Source organism: Ensifer sp. (assembly GCF_035999185.1).
In the GTDB taxonomy this organism is placed as follows: domain Bacteria; phylum Pseudomonadota; class Alphaproteobacteria; order Rhizobiales; family Rhizobiaceae; genus Ensifer.
The window spans coordinates 1-19,329 of sequence record NZ_DASYHB010000210.1 but is presented as its reverse complement, the minus strand read 5'-3'; the positions used below and the strand labels follow the sequence as shown (position 1 = coordinate 19,329).

Sequence of the window (19,329 nt, the reverse complement as noted above, 5' to 3'; positions counted from 1 at the left end):
CGCTTCACCGGCTCTTCATCAATCTTGACGCCAAGGCATCAGGATCGCATCCACCAGAGCGCTTCTTCCGCTTCGAGCGACCGTGCTCGATGCGGGACGCGCTCGTCACTGATCGTTGCGCACGATCGAACGTGCCCGCTTGCCGCGGAAATAGGCCTGCACCCAGGGGTCGTCACAGGCCAGCATGTCTTCCACAGTGCCTTCGACCAGTACCTTCTTCTTGCCGAGCACCGCGATGCGGTCGCAGACGGAAAACAGGCTGTCGAGGTCGTGAGTCACCATATACACGGTCAATCCCAGCGTGTCGCGCAGCTTGGCGATCAACTCGTCGAACTCGGCAGCACCGATCGGGTCAAGCCCCGAGGTCGGTTCGTCGAGAAAAACCAGATCGGGATCGAGCGCCAAGGCGCGCGCCAGTGCTGCGCGCTTGATCATGCCGCCGGAAAGCTCGGACGGGTATTTTTCCGCCGCTTCCGGGGCCAGGCCCACAAGCTCGATCTTCACCCGCGCCAGCTCGTCCATCAGGCTTTGCGGCAGGTCGAGATATTCACGCATCGGCACCTGGATGTTCTCGCGCACCGTCAGCGCCGAAAAGAGCGCGCCATGCTGGAAGAGAACACCGAGGCGCATGTCGAGCGCGATACGCTCGGCCTCGGTTATGTTGTCGTAGTCGGCGCCGAGAATCTCGATCTTGCCGGAACGCTTTGCGAGAAGCCTGAGCACGGTGCGCATCAACACCGACTTGCCGGTGCCCGAGGCGCCGACGAAGCCGAGGATCTCGCCGCGGTAGATCTCGAGGTTCAATTTGTCGAGCACGATGTTGGAGCCGAAACCGACCGTCAGGTCGCGCACGGACAGGACGGACTCGCGTCCGTTCGCCTCGGTCTCCAGGTATTCTTCGTGCCGCTTTTCCAATGGGTTCACGCCGTTCTCCGCATTAGAAATCGATTGACGCGTAGAACATGGCGAAGAGCCCGTCGATCAGGATCACGACGAAGATCGACTTGACCACCGACGACGTCACGTGGCGGCCAAGCGATTCCGCGCTGCCGCCGACCTTCAGCCCTTCGACCGCCGCCACCACGCCGATAATCAACGCCATGAACGGGGCTTTGATCATGCCGGCCGCAACCGACGAGAAATCGACCGCTTCCTGCAGCCGGGCAAGAAAGGTCGGGATCGTGATCCCTGAATAGCCCCAGGCCACAAGCGCCGCACCGACGAGGGCCGCGAAATTCGCGATGATGGTCAGGAGCGGCAGCGCGACGGTGAGCGCGACCAGGCGCGGAAAGACGAGAACGCCAATCGGGCTCAGCCCCATCACCTTCAGCGCATCCACCTCCTCGCGCATCTTCATCGAACCGATTTCGGCCGTGATCGCGCTGCCGGAGCGGCCAGCGATCATGATCGCGGTCAAGAGCACGCCGATTTCGCGCAATTGCAGAATGCCGACGAGATCGACGACGAAGACCTCGGCGCCGAAGTAGCGCAGCTGGAACGCGCCCTGCTGCGCGATGATCGCGCCGATCAGAAACGACATCAGCGTGATGATCGGCACCGCCATTACGCCCATGCGGTCGATCTGGTGTACGATCGCAGCGGGCGAGACACCGCTGTGCCGGCCGAGCTTCAGTTGCGCGCCGCGTACCGCAGAGCCCAGAATGTACATCGCAGCGACGATATCGTCCCAGGTCGCGATCATCGCCTCGCCGATCGGCGCGAAGATGCGCTGGAACAGCGGCATCCGCTCCTTGCCTTCATCGGGCGAACGCAGCTCGGCCGGCAAGGCGTCGATCAACTCGACATAACGTTGCCCGCCATCGGCAAAATGCACGTCGTCGCGCGCGGGGCCGGCCACCTTGGTCATGAAACGCCGGATGATCCAGGCCCCGGCGGTATCCATCGCCGTCACGCCGGAAAGGTCGAACTGCCTGACGCCATCGTCCTTGCGGGCGAGCTGATCCAGTTTTGCCGCCATGGCTTCGGCCGTCTCGTGCCGCCATGCGCCGGTGAAGACATAGCTTTGCCCGCCGGCACTTTCGGCCAGCGCCACATCGGCAGTCATCTTGCGGGCGGCTTGCGACACGTGGCTTCTGTTTTCCCGATTTTCTACTGCATAATTCCGTTAGATCGGGTTCGATTTAAGGACAAAATTATGCAGCAGACCTAAAGTGTTACTGTGGCCCGTGCGCGTCTGACGATGCGCTGCGCCGTAAAGATTCGTAAAACCTTACCCCGTAATAACGGCTCGCACCGTTGCTGTCACCCGAACGTTCGGCCGGTAACGACGCCATGCCCTTAGTTTGCACGCCGGAGACGCTTTCATGTCACTTACCCTCGACGCAACGCTGGAACATTTCCCGATCGCAGGTGCGTTCACGATCTCGCGCGGCTCCAAAACGACGGCAAGCGTGGTCACCTGCCGAATCACGGACGGCACCCATTCTGGCTCCGCAGAATGCGTTCCCTACGGCCGCTACGGCGAAACGATCGATTCGGTTCTGGCCGAGATCACCGCCATCCGCCCGCGTATCGAGGCCGGCCTCTCCCGCGCAGAACTGCAAGACGAGATGAAGCCGGGTGCTGCCCGCAATGCCGTCGACTGCGCCCTTTGGGACCTCGAGGCAAAGCAGAAAAATACGCCGGTTCATATCCTTGCCGGAATTGCTTCACCTGAAGCATTGACCACTGCCTACACGCTGTCTCTGGCTGAGCCCGAGGCCATGCGCGAACAGGCGTCCCGATACGCCCACCGCGCGCTCCTCAAGGTCAAGGTGGGCACGCCGGATGATGCCGCCCGCATCCGCGCCGTCAGGGCCGGCGCGCCCGAAAGCCGCATCATTCTCGACGCCAACGAAGGCTGGACACCCGAAACTCTCGCTTATCATTTCGCGATCTGCGCCGAAGAGCGGATCGACCTCATCGAGCAACCGCTGCCGGCCGGGCGCGACGAGGCTCTCGCAACGATCGCTCGTCCTGTCCCGATCTGCGCGGATGAAAGCGTGCATGCGACCGGCGATCTCTCGGCGCTGGTCGGCCGCTACGATGCGGTCAACATCAAGCTCGACAAGACCGGCGGCCTCACCGAGGCGCTGCGCATGCGCGCCCAGGCAGATGCGCTCGGCCTCAAGGTCATGGTCGGCTGCATGGTCGGCACTTCGCTGGGCATGGCGCCGGCGATCCTGGTGGCCCAGGGCGCCGACTTCGTCGATCTCGACGGTCCTCTCCTCCTTGCACAGGACCGGACGCCGGGCCTGCGCTACGAGGCTTCGCTCGTCTTCCCCCCGGAGCCGCGCCTCTGGGGCTGAAGGTACCAGGCAGCAACAGCGAAACAGCAGCCGGCAAAGGCGACGACCGACATCGAGTAGAAGCCGTTCACCCCATACCAAGCGTAAAAATAGCCCGACAGGAACGTCAGGATCGCGGTGAAGATGCCGGTATAGAAGAAGTAGAGGCCCTGGGCCGACGCTTCCTGGGACTCGACCACGCGCTCGACCAGCTTGTGCTGCATGCCCGTGTGCATGATCGCATAGGTAAAGGCGTGGAAGCACTGCAGAATGAAGTAGCCGCCAAAGCCAAGATCCATCGGGAAGATGATCCAGCGCACCACGGCGAGGACGCAGCCCGAGAGGATCATGACCCAGACGCTGAAGCGGCGGCTGATCGCCTTGGCAAAGACGAACATCGTCACTTCAGCAGCAACCCCCGCGCTCCAGAGCAGTCCGATCTCGGTGCCGCTGTAGCCGATGTGCTGCCAGTAGATTGCCGAGAAGGCAAAGAGCATCGCATGACTGGCGTTGACCAGGGTCACGCCGATCAGCAGCAGTTGCAGGTCGAGTTGCCTGAGTGATTTTGGCGGCGGCTCGGTAAGTGCGGTGATCGGCGAAGGCCGGCGCGGCTTGCCGACGCGGGGCGCCGCATAGGCCATCGCGATCGTCAGCCCGAACCCGATCGCCATCGCCGGCAGCACCATGTCTGTGCCGACAAGGCCGACCATCCAGCCGCCGAGCATGGTGGCGCCGATGAAGGCGACCGAACCCCAAAGCCGCATATGCGCGTAATCGAAGCCCCAGCGGCGGACACCCGAAAGCGCGATCGCCTCGACGATCGGCACGTATGGCGAATAGACGGCCGACTGCAGCGTGTAGATGATCAGCACCGGCCAGAAATCGCGAAAGTAAAACAGCACCAGAGCGGTTGCGAGCGACAGGAAGCCGGACCAGATGAGCACGATCGCCCGCTCCCCGAGCCGGTCGGCGATCACGCCCGCAATCGGTGCGGTGATGACACGCACGAACATCGGCAGCGCCAGTACCACGCCGATCTCGAAATCGGTCATGGAGAGCGTGCTCAGCCACATCGGGAAATACGGCATCGCGAAGCCGTTGACGATCAACGGCGCGCAGAAGAGCAAAGCGATGCGAAGCGCGAAATGGCGCGGCGGAGGGCCCACATATGCGGGCGCTGGGGAGGGAATCATCGGCTGACCTGATGGCTGTAGCCTATGTCTAGCATGAGCCGAGCGCGCCTTGCCATATCCTAGATTTCGCGACAGCAAGATCGCTCGGCCGGCAATGCGCGATCAGCCCGGTGTACGATCCGAGTCCACCGCGTCGACAGGACCGTCCTTTGTGCCGTCCGCGTCATAGAGATAAAGGGTTACCGGACTTGGCTGCCGGTTGCCCCATTCGATCGCCTCGCACACGGAAATGCCGTCGCGGCGGGCATGATCGACGGCCTCTGCGGCTTCGTCCGCCTGATTGGCATCGAGGCAGCTGTTGTCGTGCTCGATCGCCTCGACCACGGCGTTGACGCGCTTCCAGCGATAGGGACGGGAGCGATTGTCGACTACATTCCAGATCATTGGCGCATTTCGGGTTGGCTGGACTTCGATCCTCAAGCCTCTGGCTTGGGTCTGCGGATCCTAACGTTTCCGAATGGCGTTTGACAGACTAGGCGGCGCGCTGCGTCAGCAACTGCGCAAGCAGCTTGTCGGCCTCGGTCGACGCTTCCGCTTCGCTTGCGCCACCGCGCATTTGGTGCCAGGTGAGCAACTCCATCGTGCCGTCGTGATGCTCGGCAATCGCCGTGCAGCTTTCGACCCAATCGCCGGTATTGATGTAGCGGATATCGTCAATGTCCTCGATGACTGCGTGGTGGATATGGCCGCAGATGACACCCTGGGCATCGTGCCGGCGGGCCTCTTCGGCAACCACCTTCTGGAATTCGCCGATGAAGTTGACCGCGTGTTTGACCTGGAGTTTCGCCCAGGAGGAAAATGACCAGTATGGCATTCCGAGACGACGCCTGACCGCTGCAAGGCCAATGTTGATCGCGATCGCCGTGTCATAGGCCCAGTCGCCGAGATAGGCGAGCACGCGGGCATTGCGCACCACCACGTCGAATTCGTCGCCGTGCAACACGAGGTACCTGCGCCCGTCCGCGCCCTCGTGCATGTAGCGCTGCGCCACCTCGATACCGCCGAAATGCACGCCCGGGAAATCACGCAGAAACTCGTCGTGATTGCCCGGAATGTAGACGATCCGCGTCCCCTTGCGCGCCTTGCGCAACAGCTTCTGAACGACGTCGTTGCAGTTCTGCGGCCAGTACCAGCTGCGTTTCAGCCGCCAGCCGTCGACGATGTCGCCCACCAGAACGATGGTTTCCGCTTCATGGTGTCGCAGGAAATCAAGGAGATAATCGGTCTTGGCGGCCTTCGAGCCAAGGTGGACGTCGGAAATGAACAACGTCCTGAGTTTCCTTACGGAGTTGTCTTGCTGCGCCGCCATCATGCCAGCCTCGTCATCGTTACGCTTTCTGATCCCGTGAAAACCAGACTCGTGTTTCAGGAAGATGACATCAGCATTGCGACGGCCACGCCCACCACCAGAATTCAGTGCCGCAAAAACTGTACCTCGCTCGCAATTCATGCCAAAAGGCACGACCACGAATGAGGAATGTGAGAGCATGAACACGGGCGACAAGACGAAATCCCAAACAGGTCCGGCAAGCGGCGACATCGACCAGCAGGCCCTTTTCTTCCACCGTTACCCGCGCCCGGGGAAGCTCGAAATCCAGCCCACCAAGCCGCTCGGCAACCAGCGTGACCTGGCGCTCGCCTATTCGCCAGGCGTTGCAGCACCGTGCATCGCAATCCGTGACAATCCGGAGCAGGCGGCCGATTTTACCGCGCGCGCCAACCTGGTCGCGGTCATCTCCAACGGCACGGCCGTGCTTGGCCTCGGCAACATCGGCCCGCTGGCGTCCAAGCCGGTCATGGAAGGCAAGGCCGTCCTCTTCAAGAAGTTTGCCGGTATCGACGTCTTCGACATCGAGATCGACGCCTCCAGCATCGAACGCATGGTCGACGTGATCTCGGCGCTGGAGCCGACCTTCGGCGGCATCAATCTCGAGGACATCAAGGCGCCCGAATGTTTCGAGGTCGAGCGTCGCCTGCGCGAGAAAATGCAGATCCCGGTCTTCCATGACGACCAGCACGGAACCGCGATCATCGTTGCCGCCGCCATCCTCAACGGGCTCGAGCTCGCCGGCAAGGATATCGCCAAGGCAAAGATCGTCACGTCAGGTGCAGGTGCCGCCGCCCTTGCCTGCCTCAACCTGCTCGTCACGCTTGGCGCCAAGCGCGAAAACATCTGGGTCCACGACCTCGAGGGTCTCGTCTACAAGGGCCGCGAAGTGCTGATGGACGAGTGGAAGTCCATCTATGCGCAGGAGAGCGACAACCGCGTTCTTGCCGACAGCATCGGCGGCGCCGACGTCTTCCTCGGCCTGTCGGCGGCCGGCGTCCTGAAGCCCGAACTGCTGGCGCAGATGGCCGAAAAGCCGCTGATCATGGCGCTTGCCAACCCGACGCCGGAAATCATGCCGGAAGAAGCCCGCGCCGCCCGCCCAGACGCGATGATCTGCACCGGTCGCTCGGACTTCCCGAACCAGGTCAACAACGTTCTCTGCTTCCCGCACATCTTCCGCGGCGCGCTCGACTGCGGCGCAAGCACGATCAACGAAGAGATGAAGATGGCGGCCGTGCGCGCCATCGCGGGCCTCGCCCGCGAGGAGCCGTCCGACGTTGCCGCCCGCGCCTATTCCGGCGAGACCCCGGTCTTCGGCCCTGATTATCTGATCCCCTCGCCGTTCGATCAGCGCCTGATCCTCCGCATCGCGCCGGCGGTTGCCAAAGCGGCCGAGGAAAGCGGTGTCGCCACCCGTCCGATCCAGGACTACGACGCCTATCTCGACAAGCTGAACCGCTTCGTCTTCCGCTCGGGCTTCATCATGAAGCCAGTGTTTGCGGCCGCAAAGAACGCCCAGAAGAACCGCGTGATCTTTGCAGAAGGCGAAGACGAGCGCGTGCTGCGCGCAGCCCAGGTGCTTCTGGAAGACGGCACCGCGCGACCGATCCTGATCGGCCGTCCGCAGATCATCGAGACTCGCCTTCGCCGTTATGGCCTGCGCATTCGTCCGGACGTCGATTTCGAAGTCGTCAATCCGGAAGGCGACCCGCGCTATCGCGACTATGTCGAGGACTATTTCGCGCTCGTCGGCCGCCTCGGCGTCATCCCGGAAGCTGCCCGCACCATCGTGCGCACCAACACGACCGTCATCGGTGCGCTTGCCGTCAAGCGTGGCGAAGCCGATGCGCTGATCTGCGGCGTTGAAGGCCGCTATTCCAGGCATATGCGCGACGTGTCGCAGATCATCGGCAAGCGCGAAGGCGTGCTCGACTTCTCCGCACTCAGCCTGCTGATCTCCCAGCGCGGCGCCACCTTCTTCACCGACACCTATGTGAGCTACTGCCCGAGCGCGGAAGAGATCGCCCAGACGACGGTGATGGCGGCACAGGAAATCCGCCGCTTCGGCATCACGCCCCGCGCCGCTCTCGTATCGCACTCCAACTTCGGTTCGCGCGAATCGGAGAGCGCGACGAAGATGCGCAAGGCGCTCCAGCTCGTGCGGGAGCTCGCCCCCGAGCTCGAAGTCGACGGCGAAATGCATGGCGATTCGGCGATCTCCGAAGCGCTGCGTCACCGGGTCATGCCGGACAGCAGCCTGTCGGGCGAAGCCAACCTTCTGGTCTTCCCCAATCTCGATGCGGCCAACATCACGCTTGGCGTCGTCAAGACCATGACCGACAGCCTGCATGTCGGCCCGATCCTGCTCGGCTCGGCGCTCCCGGCCCATATTCTCTCGCCGTCGGTCACCTCGCGCGGCGTCGTCAACATGGCGGCACTCGCAGTGGTCGAAGCCAGCCATCCGGGCTGAGATGGACGCACGGAGATCGCCATCGGTCTTCGCTGCAGTCGGGCGCCGCACCGGCGCCGGTGGAGCCATATCCAAACGTCGTCGCGCCTGCCCCGGGCGCGACGTTTTGCGGTCTGAAGATCATTTTTCCCACCCCTCGGCCGCCCTCCCGTGTGTTATCGGCCCGCAGACACAATCAAGACTTGCAGAATTGGTATTACACACCAATCTGGAAAGTTTGCGCTGGACAAAAGGTGAACCTCTAACCATGCTGGAACCTCGGACGAGATTCGGTGTTGTGGCATGACTGAGCAGCAAGCTGTCCTCGACATGCTGGAAATCCTGGAATGCGGGGGCTGTGTCGAGCCCGCTCATTTCTTTACCCTGATGCGCCGCACCTTCCGTATCGCCCACCTTCTCTACCTCGAGGCCGAGCCCTACGCCGACGAACTCAAGGTCTGTCGGCTGCATCACACGTTCGGCGCCTACGCCGCCGAAATCTATCGCGCACGCGCCCTGCATCGGATCGACCCTATCCTGAAACTCGCCCTTGGCGGCGTGCGCCCGGTGGAATGGACGATGGCGCGGCATCGGTTCCCGGAATGCGAGCCCTTGTTCGAGGCAGCCCAGGAGATCGGCCTCTCCACGGAGGGCGTGGCCCTGCCGCTGCCGTCGCCCGCCGGCCGCATGGCGCTCTTGGCCATCAACGTCAACATGCCGGCCGACGAGTGGTCGACCTATCGTCGCCATCACCTGCGCGACTTCCAGCTGGCGGCCAACCTCTTTCATGCCGCCATGCTCGAACACGGGGCGATGGCCGGAGCCCTCTCGGTGCGCGACATGCGGCTGACCAGTCGCGAAACGGAAGTCCTGACCTGGGCCGCCGCCGGCAAGAGCTATTGGGAAATCGCCACGATCCTCGGCATATCCGAGCGAACCGTCCGCTTTTTCATGACCAATACAAGGCGTAAGCTCAACGTCGTCTCCAACACGCAGGCCGTTGCACAGGCTGTGCGCCACGCGCTGATCCCGACCGTCTGACATAGCTGCGCCGACCCTCCCTCAAAACCCCTCGAAATTTACTGGCAATTTAATCGCTTTTGAACTGTCACTACCGACAGTTACGTGACCGTCTGGAGCCTGACAGCATCCGCCCATCCCCAAACAAGGATGGAGTAAAACGATGATCAGGATCCTGAACGGAAAGACCCGCGCACAGCACCCTCAGGCCGTCGACGACATGTTCCGGCTGCGCAAGCGCGTCTTTCACGATTTCCTGAAATGGGACGTGCAGACCGACGGCGAGTGGGAAATCGACAACTACGACCAGTCCAACCCGCTCTACGTGCTGTCCTACGCCCCCGATACCGGCCGCCTGCGCGGCTCGCTGAGATTGCTGCCGACGCTTGGTCCCAACATGCTGGACGACACCTTCCCGATCCTGCTCGGCGACAATCCGGAAATCCGCAGCGCCTCCGTCTGGGAATCGAGCCGCTTCTGCATCGAGCCCGACATCTCGCAGGACCGCGCCTCGAACCAGGTGACGGTCGCGGCCGCCGAATTGATGTGCGGTGTCGGCGAACTGGGACTGGCCTCGGGCATCAGCCATATCGTCACGGTCACCGACGTCTTCCTGGAACGCATGTTCCGGCGCATGGGATGCCCCGGCGAGCGCATCGCCGAACCGCATCGCATCGGCTCGGTCTTTGCAGTTGCCGTCGCCTGGGAAGTCACCCGCGACCTGCTCGAACGGATGAAGGCCGTCGCGGCCATCGAAGGCACCGTGCTCGATCGTCCGATGTCCCTGGAAACGGCCCGCGCCGCTTGATCGCCACTGTCATTCAAGCCCGTTAACGCAAACCGCGGCTTGTCGTTGCACGATCACCGACAAGCTTTATGATGGAGGCGAAACAGGACATGCCGCTGGCAGCCACCCGCGACAGAGGTTGGCGCCAACCTGGCAACAGGAAGAAACCTTCACCCGTGTTCGCGCGCTTGAAATACGTCGCTGCGGCCCTCGTGCCTCTTGCCCTGATCGGTACCGCTCCGGCCCTGGCATCGCCCGTCTGTGACCGGCTGAACACGCGGCTTGCGCAACTGCCGGATTTCGTCGCCACCAACGCCGACGCCCGCGACTATGCAAGCGCAATCTCGCGGCAGAACATCGAACTGCGCCGCGCCAAGAACGACCGACGCCGCGCCGGCTGCAATGCCGGCGGCGGCAGCGCCGTTGTCTATGACGGTGATGACGCTGAAAACTGCAGTGAAATCAACAGCCTGATTGCCGAAATGGAAGGCAATCTGCGGATCCTCAAGTCTGAACGCGAGCAGATTGTCGCCGGTGACAGCGAAGACTCCCGCCGCCGGATCCTGGCCGCGCTCGAGATCAACGGGTGCTATGGCGACCGCGAAGAGTTCGCAAGCGTCGAGCCGGAAGAGCCCGAAACCCACCGCAACATCATAGCCGACCTGCCCGCGGATGACGCCTATGGCCCGGCTCTTCGACATGACGACGATGAGTATGGGTCAAGCAACGGCTACTACAGCGGCACGCTTCGCACCATGTGCGTGCGCACCTGCGATGGCGCCTTCTTCCCGATTTCCTCGGACGCGACACCGGCCGACTTCCCGCGCGACGAACAGGCTTGCCGTGCGCGCTGTCCGGGCGCCGAGACGGAACTCTATTTCCACGATATCAACACGGAAGAGAGCGACCAGATGGTCTCGGCTGCAACCGGCCGTGCCTATACGGAAATGCCGAACGCCTTCGCCTACCGCACCCGCGGCGTCAACAAGCCCGGCACATGCGGCTGCCAGATACCGCAGACCGCCGCGACCGACCCGAAGCCAAGCGGCACGATGAAGGGCAGCGATCAGTCGTCGATCGTGGTGATCGAGACCAAGAAGCCGGCAGCAGAAACCGAGGCTGCAAAGGTGCCCGCCGAAGAACGCCCCTACGATCCGGCAAAGAGCAAGGTTCGCGTCGTCGGCCCGACCTTCCTGCCACAGCAGGAAACATCGATCGACCTCAAGCACCCGAAAGGGCCGGCCTATCAGCCGACGCAGAGCAACTGAAGCAACGCCCGCGGAAGCGTCCCACGGCTTCGAACCCTGAGCTACGCAAAGGCATTGGCCTTTCACGGGTCCTGCCTGTTTCTGCCCCACCCCTCGTCGAACACCAGGTCTTCGAGCGGCAGGCGTTGGCGCCATCCCTTCACGGCCAGTTCCGGCTGCTGATAGAGCCGGTCGACATAGCCGAGACACAGCCAGGCAACGATCTCGATGTGGTCGGGAATGCCAAGAACGGCCTTGATCTCGGCCTCATGAAAGATGCTGACCCAGCCGACCCCCACGCCTTCGGCGCGCGCGGCGAGCCAGAGGTTCTGCACGGCGCAGACCGTCGAATAGACGTCCATCTGCGGATTGTGCGTGCGCCCGAGCACGACCGCGCCGCCACGGGTGCGGTCGCAGGTCACGCAGATGCTGAGCGGCGCCTTGCGAATGCCTTCCAGTTTCAAGGAGCGGTACTTCGCTTGCTGCTCGCCCGCAAACATCAATGCCGCCTCGTCGTTGGCGCGCTGGAATGCCTGCCAGACGCGCGAACGCGTCTCTGGCGCTCGCACCAGCACGAAGTTCCAGGGCTGCATGAAGCCGACCGACGGCGCGCTGTGGGCCGCACCAAGCAAGCGCTTGACGAGATCGTCGGGCAAGGGGTCGCAGAGGAACTCGTCGCGCACGTCACGGCGCGTTTCGATGGCACGGTAGACTGCCTCCCGCTCTTGAAGCGAAAAGGCACCGGCAGCCGCAAGGCCGCCCTTCGGTTCGGTCAGCATCGTTCGATCCCCAACAATGCGAAACCTCCCGCCGTCCGCGCGGGGTGGGTCTATCTTGCCAGGCCGGTCTTCTGACTCCGGTTCAACCGGCCGCCTCACCTTCCCGGATCGGTTGAAGATCCAGTGGCAAAGCCTTGAGATTATTCAAGGCTATCGAAACAGCCGTCCCCGTCACAGCGTTGGGCACGTTCCGGAGTGTCACCGGATTCCCGATTCTCCCGCCGACGCGGGCACCTGACGGTGTCATAAGGACACGGCGCCTGCGGAAAGACAAGCGCCGCATCAGGCGGAAAAAGGACCGTGCGGCGGTTATCCATCCGCATACTGCACCGGAGGATCGACATGGCCCACGTTTGCGGCCCACCGTCGATCCGATCCTCAATCCCTGTCACATTGGCGCGGCGGGGTGCGGCGAGCCATCATAAGCACCCCAGATCGACTGGTCGAAGCAGATGACCGATCCGGTCATCAGCCCCGATTCGGCCGACGACAGATAGGCGCAGGCGCGTGCCACTTCCGCCGGATCGACGAGCCGGCCAAACGGCTGGCTGGCGGCAGCCTTTTCCAGCCAGTCGGCGGCAGCGCCGTGAAACTCCCGCTGGATCCGGTCTTCGCCTTCCGATGCCATCCAGCCGATGTTCAGTCCGTTGACGCGAATGCGGTTGCGAAGCAGGGCGTAAGCCGTGTTCTTGGTCAGCGTTTCGAGGGCCCCTTTCGACGAACAATAGGCGGCGATAAACGGTTGACCGGCCATCGCCGACATCGAGCCGATGTTGACGATGGTGCCTTCGGTCTTTTCGCGCCGCATCACCTTCACCGCTTCCTGCATCAGGAAGAACGGCGCCCTGACATTGATCGCAAACATCCGGTCAAAAAGCTCGGGTGTGGTGTCGAGGATCGTGCCGCGGTCGGTGATTGCAGCGGCGTTCACCAGCGCATCGACACGGCCGAACTCGGCGTCGCAGGCGGCAACGACCTTGCGGGCGTCCTCCACTTTTTCGAGATCGGCCTCGACATAAACCACCTTCGCGCCGCTGGCGCTGCCGATCTGCTCCGCCTTGGCGCGCCCCTTGGCGGCGTTGCGCCCGCAGATGACGATGCCGGCCGCACCGCGTTCGGCGAAAAGTCCGGCAATCGTCGCACCCAGCCCTTGCGTACCGCCGGTCACGATCGCGATCTTGCCATCCAATTGTCCGCTCATCGAAGTCCTCCCTTTGAGAATGGAACAGGTAAAACAGCATGGGCTCCGGGCACCATGTGCCCGGAGCCGGTCAGATATGAGACAAAGCCGTCAGCTCAGTTTGCGGCGGGCCTGCTCGTCAAGCGCTGCGCGAAATTCGGCTTTGCCGGTTCCTGCGGCCAGCGCCTCGCGCATCAGCTGCGCCTGCGTCTTCGGCGCGAGCCCGCCGATCGGCGGATCGCGATCGAGATTGGTCGGGAAGGAATAGCCTTCGGCGCAGGACGCGATGGCGTTGTCGGCTTCCGTCTCCGTCAACTTGCCCTCCGCCAGAAGCGTCTTCAAGGCCGGGTAGAGCGTCGCGCTCATCGTTAGGCGGTCCACGGTCTCCATCGCCCGGCCAAAGGCCGACGAGACCTGGAGGAGGTTGGCGACCCGGCGAATATCCGTCGAGCGGTTGTTGCCCGCCGCATGGAAAAGCGCCGGATTGAAGAAGACGACATCACCCTTCTCAAGCGGAAGCTGGATGTGATGCTCGTCGAAATAGGCGCGGAACTCAGGCCGCTTGAGCGCCAGGTAACCAGGCACATAGGTCTGGCTGTAGGGCAGGAACAGCGTCGGCCCGCTTTCAAGCGGCATGTCGCAATGGGCGACGGCTCCCTGGAGGGTCAGGACCGGCGACAGCCTGTGCACGTGCGCGGGATATTGCTCGATCACGGCGGAGGTCTGGAAGCCGAGATGGTAGTCCCGATGCGCCGATTGGGCCGCACCGCCCGGATTGACCCGATTGACCTGCGCCGTCATCTGGTAGTTCGGCCCAAGCCACGCCTCGCTGACCAGCGCAATGATGGCGTTGGCGTAATAGGCGGCGAAATTCTCCGGTGCCTTCAGGCAGTGCTTCTCCAGCGAATTCCAGATGCGGTCGTTGGCGCCGGGCTTGGCAAAGTGGTCGCCACCGCCAGTGTTGCTGCGATGCTGTTCTTCGATGATCCCGTCAAAGACGTGGCTCGCGGCATCGATAACGTGCGTGTCGGGAAAGGCCCGCTTGAAGACGGCGACGCCAGGACCTGTCGCGAGCGCTTCACAGATTTCCGCAAGAACCGCACGTCTTCCCTCGGCATCGCCAGAAGCGGCGATCAGATCGCCGCTGTCGTAGATCAGGACGTTTTTCTCGCAACCGACGGCGTGGGGGTAGTCGGCAAGCCTCGTCTGACGTTCGACCTCGGCTCTGAAAGCCTCGATGTCGCAAGCCTCCTCCGTAAGCCACACCCGCTCGATCCGTTGCCGCGCGCCGTTGTCCGTCTTCATCCGCGTGTCCTCCTCCAAAGCATCCGATGGAAACGACTATAGGCGGCGCCAATTCATGATATAGGGCAGAAACCCATCAAAAAACCATCAGGGAGGCGGCCGTTGGCCCATCCGTTTCTGGTCAAGGATATCGCCTTTCAGGCTGGGCTCAGCACCGCGACCGTCGACCGCGTTCTGAATGAGCGCCCGGGTGTACGGCGGCAGACCGTTCAGCGCGTGCGCGCGGCAATCGAGGAACTGGAAAAACAGCAGGCAGGCCTCGACGCTCAGGGCCGCAAATTCGCGATCGATATCGTCATGGAAGCGCCGGAACGATTTACCGATGCGGTGCGGCGGGCTTTCGAGAGCGAGGCCCTCACCTTCGTCCCGACGACGTTTCGCTGCCGGTTCCACTTCGCCGAGACGATGCGCCCGCAGGACATCGTCCAGCTGCTCGACCGTATCCGGCTCAGGGGAACCGACGGGCTCGTATTGAAGGCCCCCGATGTACCGGAGATTGTCGCTGCCGTGGCCCGCTTCGAGGCGGGCGGCATTCCCGTCGTTACGCTGGTGACCGATCTGCCCAACTCACCGCGAACCGCCTATGCCGGCGCCGACAACCGCGCAGCGGGCGAAACTGCCGCCTACCTGATCGGCGAACGCTTTTCAGGCACGTCGGCGACGGTGCTTGTGACCCTTTCGAGCGGTCGCTTTCGCGGTGAGGAAGAGCGGGAGATCGGCTTTCGCCGGCTGCTGCGCGAACGCTACCCGGCGATCCGGATCGTGGAGATCAGCGAGGGGCATGGCCGCGACCGCGAAACCGGCGCACTGGCCGATGCGGCACTTGCAGCCAACCTCGATATCAACGCCGCCTACTCTATCGGTGGCGGCAATCGTTCGGTCCTGGCGGCTTTCGATCGCCTCGACCGGCATTGCGCGCTGTACATTGCCCACGATCTTGACGAGGACAATCTGGCTCTGCTGCGCAAGCGCCGCATCCACTTCGTGCTGCATCACGATCTGAGGACAGACGCACGCACGGCCTTCCGCACCATCATGCTGCATGGCCGGCCGCTCTCGGCAACCACCGGCTCCCAGCTTTCGCCAGTCGTTGTCATCACACCCTACAACGTGCCCGAATAGGTTAGGCGGCAGAGCGTCGGCGCGACGTCAGGCGGCGGATTGGTCGCCGCTCTTTTCGCTCGGACGCACCATGTCATCGGCCGTTTCGACGCGATTGCGGCCGCGCCGTTTGGCGAGATAGAGCGCCTCGTCTGCCGCCAGAAGCAACTCGCGCGCCGTCAGTCCGTGCCGCGGCGCAAAAGCGATTCCCGCGCTGCCGCCGACGACAAGCATCTGTCCGTCAAAGGCGATGGGTGTCTGCGCGTCGGCGATCAGGCCGGCGGTGAGACCGCGGGCCTCGCTCTCGCTGCAATCACCGAGAATGATCGCAAACTCGTCGCCCCCGAGCCGGGCAACGGTACCTTTCGTCCCCGCCCGGTGGCGGAACCGTGCAGCGAGCGCGACCAGAACGGCGTCGCCTGCGGCGTGACCATGGCGATCGTTGACCGCCTTGAATTCATCGAGGTCGGCATAAACAAGCGTGAACGGATGCGTCTTCGCATTGAGCAGCGCCGCCGCCAGCATGTCGTCGAAACCGCTGCGGTTGAGCAGCCCCGTCAATCGGTCGTGCTTGGCCAGGTGCCGGTTCAATGCCTCGCTCTGCTGCAGGGCGGCAAAGAGCGTCGAAAAGCGGAAGGCGACGAACGCCATCAGCAGCGCCGCGACGATCGCCATGATGATGACGCTGGGCAGCAGCTCGGCGCGCACGAATCCGCCGGGTGATTTCGGCATCCAGGCGGCGACGAGACAGGAAGCGTCGGAACAGCGGCCAACCGATGCGTAGGCGCTGCCTTCCGGCAGCTCCGTCAGAGGCACGAAGGCGAGCCCCTGGACGCCCAGCCGCGCCGCAATCTCGCGCGTCATCTTGGGCGTGACCGGCCGCACCGAAACCATGAGGACCGGCGCGCGACGCGACGCCGGCACCATAAGGGTCTCCGGGATCACCGCCTGCACGACCGCCACACTCATGCGTCCGTCGATCTCGCGCAGATCCACCGCGTGAATGCCAGGAACCGCCGGCATGACCGACTGTGGATCGGGCTTCACGACGTCGAGGCGATAGGAGCCGCTGATGTTTCTGAGCGCACTGTCGTAACGGCGCTTGGCTTCGTCAATCAGGTCGTCGACTTCGTCGAGCGGCACACGCGCCGCATCGGCCGAAACCACGACGCCGTCCTTCAAGGCCGTCGAAGCGTGGCGCTCGGCATCCGTCAGGATCAGCCAGGAAAAGCCGTAGTCTTCCCACAGCCAGCCGGACATTTCGTCCGCGACGAAGCTGTCGCTGACGCGTCCTCTTTCCAGTTCCAGGTAGGTCTTGTCCCAGAAGGAGAGTTGCGCCTGAAATTGCACGACGGCGTCCATCTGGTGGCGCAATTCGTTCGTGACCAACCGACGCTCACCCGAAAGACCGAAGCGATCGGCCTCCGTTACCGAGCGGTCGAGGACATAGAGAAGGCTTACAATGATCAGGACCGCGACCAAGGTGCAGGCCGCATGGATGGCCCATACCGTCTTGTCCCGCTTCGCCAGCCGCAACGTCTTGTCCACCACGCCAGTCCCCCCTCGTGCGCACCGGCCACCGCGTCGCATTTTAGCACTTTTTGGAAGTGCTCGGCGCGACCATGGCAACCGATACTGACGGCACCCTAGCGATCAAAATCGAAGTTTGGCTTAAATAAGCTGGTGTTGAAATACTTAACGATTTCAACCGACTGAAATGCGGACAATCAGCAGTCGCAGGCCATTGAGAAAGGAAGCGCCAAGCGTAAGCCGGCGCTCCCCTTCAGGCATCGTTTCGCTCGGCTATTGCGGCACGGCCATAGCGCGCAGCAAGCCGAGGATCTGCTCGTCGCCCTTGTCGCGCGCGAGATCGCGAATGGAGGGCCCGGCTGCGCCGTCGCGCAGGGCCGTGTTCGCGCCCCTGTCGACAAGCAGCCGCACGACCTCGGCCTGGCCGTTGATCACCGCAAAGGCGAGCGGCGTCATCCAATCATGACGCGGCTCGGGTCGACCGCGTGCACGAAACGTGCCGAACGGCATCTCGATAAGCTCCGGCTGCTGGTCGACGATTTCGCCAACGCGCGCAACCACTCCGAAGGACGCGGCAGCAAAGATGTCCAGCGTCTGCGTCTTCAGGAAGTCCACCATCTCCATCCTGCCGTTGTACTCGGCCCATCCGATCGGCGGCGCATGGTGGTAGGGGTCACGCGCCGTTGAATTCGCGCCGTGCTCGAGCAGCAGCTTCGCCATTTCGAGGTTGCCGTGCAGTGCGGCCTCGTGCAGCGGTGTGCGTGACGTCATGCGGTTGACGTCGAAGCCGAGGGCCAGCATCAGTGCGGCAGCCGCTCGCCTGTCGTCACCCGCCGCCTCGTGCAGCAACGCCGGGTGTGCGGACTGCGCGCGCGCGACCAATGTCGCATCCCTATCGACAAGCGCCCTCGCATCATCGGACCGGCCTTCCGATATGGCCCTCGCCAGCTGATCCACGTCTTCGAGTGGCGCTGCTGCTGCACCGCGCGACACGAGGTAACGGGCGAGTTCAGCGTCACCGCCAAGCTCCGCCCATTGATACGGCGTGCGGCCCTTGATGGCGCGGTTCACATCGGCCCCGTGCTCGACCAGCAGCCGTACGCGCTCGGCCATGCGCTTCTCCAACGCCCAGGCCAGCTGATAGTCGAAGACGCGCTCGCCGTTCTCGACCAGCCCGCCATCGTTGCGCACCAGCCAGTTGTTGCGGTCGTTGGCGTTGAGACCATAGTCGAGCAGCAGGGAGAGGCAGGTATTGTCCGGCTCGAACATCCGGTTGTAGAGCGCTTGGCTGTCGTTGGCGGTCGCACCGGCATCGAGAAGAAGACGCGCGAAGGCAAGGCCATCCGGATGCGGCGGCTGCCGTTCGCGTCCGGCCTCGCCCTCGCCGAAGACCCCCGTGAGCGCCGTGAAACGATACTGGCCGTCATCGAGCCAATAGGCGTTCGGGTCGGCGCCACGTGCGATCAGACGCGCGCCGGCAGGCAGCGACGAGCGGCCGGGAACGCGGGCATAGGCCGCATAGAGCAAAGGCTCCCAATCGTATGGCCCGGCCCGCTTCTGCGCGAGCTTCGGATCCTGATCGAGCCATCGGTCGATCGCCTCCGCGTCGCCAAGTGCAGCGGCAACGTGGATGCTGTCCGCTGCGATTTCAGGATGTTCCTGAAGGAGTGCGAGCGCCTGGGCAAACCGCTCGGGATCGGCCGCTATGTCGCCGAAATAGGAGACGGTTGCGAGCGAGAGAAAACGGCTCGCGAGCTGCTCTGTCGCCGGCGCTTGGCTCCCAACCTTTTCGAAATGCCGCTTCAGCCGCGTCCAGCTCGCAAAGCCGAGTTCACGGGAAAGCACGAGTTGGGCATCCTGAAGGCCCATCGCGGCAGGATCGGAGAAGTAGGGAAGCGCCCGCTGCCTTGCACTGGCATCGCCAGCCTTCACGGCTTTCAGAAAAGCCTTGGCCTGTTTGCGGACCGTATCGAGGGTAATGTTCGCGGAAAGATCGCGCGTGATCATGAAAGACCTCCTTTCATTCACGTCCGGTATCCGCGCCCACAGACTGAAAAGAGGTGTGGCAACCAAGTTCAGTGAGACAGGTGGGCCTTGCCCTTCCCGCGGATCGGATGCGCC

At 63.2% G+C, this 19,329-nt stretch carries 16 protein-coding genes, 1 pseudogene and 1 riboswitch; of the genes and pseudogenes, 7 read left to right on the top strand and 10 right to left on the bottom strand.

Going from position 1 to position 19,329, the window contains the following annotated elements; genetic code table 11:
* Positions 1–105 precede the first annotated feature (105 nt).
* Positions 106–915: an ABC transporter ATP-binding protein gene (locus VGO04_RS30755; RefSeq protein ID WP_327499791.1), complete on the bottom strand. Its 810-nt coding sequence runs from the start codon at positions 913–915 to the stop codon at positions 106–108.
* Positions 916–937: 22 nt separating this feature from the next.
* Positions 938–1,738 (bottom strand): annotated as a pseudogene (locus tag VGO04_RS30750) (MlaE family ABC transporter permease); the annotation flags it as partial.
* A 586-nt stretch (positions 1,739–2,324) separates the two neighbouring features.
* Between VGO04_RS30750 and dgcA the strand changes: the two are divergent.
* On the top strand, positions 2,325–3,308 hold the full coding sequence (gene dgcA, locus VGO04_RS30745) for an N-acetyl-D-Glu racemase DgcA (protein WP_327499774.1): 984 nt from the start codon (positions 2,325–2,327) through the stop codon (positions 3,306–3,308).
* Here the strand turns inward: dgcA and VGO04_RS30740 are convergent.
* Entirely contained in the window at positions 3,260–4,396 is a 1,137-nt protein-coding gene (locus VGO04_RS30740) for an MFS transporter (protein WP_327499790.1), read from the bottom strand. The genes dgcA and VGO04_RS30740 overlap by 49 nt on opposite strands.
* Between VGO04_RS30740 and VGO04_RS30735 the strand changes: the two genes are divergently transcribed.
* Positions 4,338–4,487: a hypothetical protein gene (locus VGO04_RS30735; RefSeq protein WP_327499792.1), complete on the top strand. Its 150-nt coding sequence runs from the start codon at positions 4,338–4,340 to the stop codon at positions 4,485–4,487. The two genes, VGO04_RS30740 and VGO04_RS30735, sit on opposite strands and share 59 nt — an antisense overlap.
* A 95-nt stretch (positions 4,488–4,582) precedes the next feature.
* Here VGO04_RS30735 and VGO04_RS30730 read toward each other — a convergent pair whose 3' ends face one another.
* Together VGO04_RS30730 and VGO04_RS30725 are read right to left on the bottom strand one after the other, a co-directional pair.
* Positions 4,583–4,864 carry a hypothetical protein gene (locus tag VGO04_RS30730; protein WP_327499773.1) on the bottom strand — a complete coding sequence of 94 codons (282 nt, stop codon included), beginning with the start codon at positions 4,862–4,864 and terminating at the stop codon, positions 4,583–4,585.
* Between the two features lie 88 nt (positions 4,865–4,952).
* Entirely contained in the window at positions 4,953–5,792 is an 840-nt protein-coding gene (locus VGO04_RS30725) for a UDP-2,3-diacylglucosamine diphosphatase (protein WP_327499772.1), read from the bottom strand.
* 175 nt (positions 5,793–5,967) lie between these two features.
* Between VGO04_RS30725 and VGO04_RS30720 the strand changes: the two genes are divergently transcribed.
* The 4 genes from VGO04_RS30720 to VGO04_RS30705 all read left to right on the top strand — a co-directional run bounded on the left by VGO04_RS30720 (position 5,968) and on the right by VGO04_RS30705 (position 11,334).
* Positions 5,968–8,280, top strand: a complete 2,313-nt coding sequence (locus tag VGO04_RS30720; protein WP_327499771.1) for an NADP-dependent malic enzyme — start codon at positions 5,968–5,970, stop codon at positions 8,278–8,280.
* Between the two features lie 282 nt (positions 8,281–8,562).
* Positions 8,563–9,300: a helix-turn-helix transcriptional regulator gene (locus VGO04_RS30715; protein ID WP_327499770.1), complete on the top strand. Its 738-nt coding sequence runs from the start codon at positions 8,563–8,565 to the stop codon at positions 9,298–9,300.
* A 142-nt stretch (positions 9,301–9,442) separates the two neighbouring features.
* Positions 9,443–10,087 carry an acyl-homoserine-lactone synthase gene (locus VGO04_RS30710; protein WP_327499769.1) on the top strand — a complete coding sequence of 215 codons (645 nt, stop codon included), beginning with the start codon at positions 9,443–9,445 and terminating at the stop codon, positions 10,085–10,087.
* A gap of 89 nt (positions 10,088–10,176) precedes the next feature.
* Positions 10,177–11,334: a DUF2865 domain-containing protein gene (locus VGO04_RS30705; protein ID WP_327499789.1), complete on the top strand. Its 1,158-nt coding sequence runs from the start codon at positions 10,177–10,179 to the stop codon at positions 11,332–11,334.
* A gap of 62 nt (positions 11,335–11,396) precedes the next feature.
* Here the strand turns inward: VGO04_RS30705 and bluB are convergent, their stop codons facing one another.
* The 3 genes from bluB to VGO04_RS30690 all read right to left on the bottom strand — a co-directional run bounded on the left by bluB (position 11,397) and on the right by VGO04_RS30690 (position 14,577).
* Positions 11,397–12,092: a 5,6-dimethylbenzimidazole synthase gene (bluB, locus tag VGO04_RS30700; protein ID WP_327499768.1), complete on the bottom strand. Its 696-nt coding sequence runs from the start codon at positions 12,090–12,092 to the stop codon at positions 11,397–11,399.
* Positions 12,093–12,136: 44 nt separating this feature from the next.
* A riboswitch (cobalamin riboswitch) is annotated at positions 12,137–12,345 on the bottom strand.
* A 135-nt stretch (positions 12,346–12,480) separates the two neighbouring features.
* Positions 12,481–13,293 carry an SDR family oxidoreductase gene (locus VGO04_RS30695; RefSeq protein WP_327499767.1) on the bottom strand — a complete coding sequence of 271 codons (813 nt, stop codon included), beginning with the start codon at positions 13,291–13,293 and terminating at the stop codon, positions 12,481–12,483.
* Positions 13,294–13,383: 90 nt separating this feature from the next.
* Complete coding sequence (locus tag VGO04_RS30690) at positions 13,384–14,577, bottom strand: phytanoyl-CoA dioxygenase family protein (RefSeq protein ID WP_327499766.1); 1,194 nt, start codon at positions 14,575–14,577, stop codon at positions 13,384–13,386.
* 102 nt (positions 14,578–14,679) lie between these two features.
* Between VGO04_RS30690 and VGO04_RS30685 the strand changes: the two genes are divergently transcribed.
* Positions 14,680–15,699 (top strand): LacI family DNA-binding transcriptional regulator, encoded by a 1,020-nt coding sequence (locus VGO04_RS30685; protein WP_327499765.1) that lies wholly within the window; start codon positions 14,680–14,682, stop codon positions 15,697–15,699.
* 27 nt (positions 15,700–15,726) lie between these two features.
* On the opposite strand, the gene VGO04_RS30680 is transcribed toward VGO04_RS30685, so the two are convergent.
* Positions 15,727–17,229, bottom strand: coding sequence for a GGDEF domain-containing protein (locus VGO04_RS30680; RefSeq protein WP_327499764.1), 1,503 nt, complete (start codon positions 17,227–17,229; stop codon positions 15,727–15,729).
* Positions 17,230–17,481: 252 nt separating this feature from the next.
* Positions 17,482–19,215 carry an ankyrin repeat domain-containing protein gene (locus tag VGO04_RS30675; protein WP_327499763.1) on the bottom strand — a complete coding sequence of 578 codons (1,734 nt, stop codon included), beginning with the start codon at positions 19,213–19,215 and terminating at the stop codon, positions 17,482–17,484.
* Between the last annotated feature and the right edge of the window lie 114 nt (positions 19,216–19,329).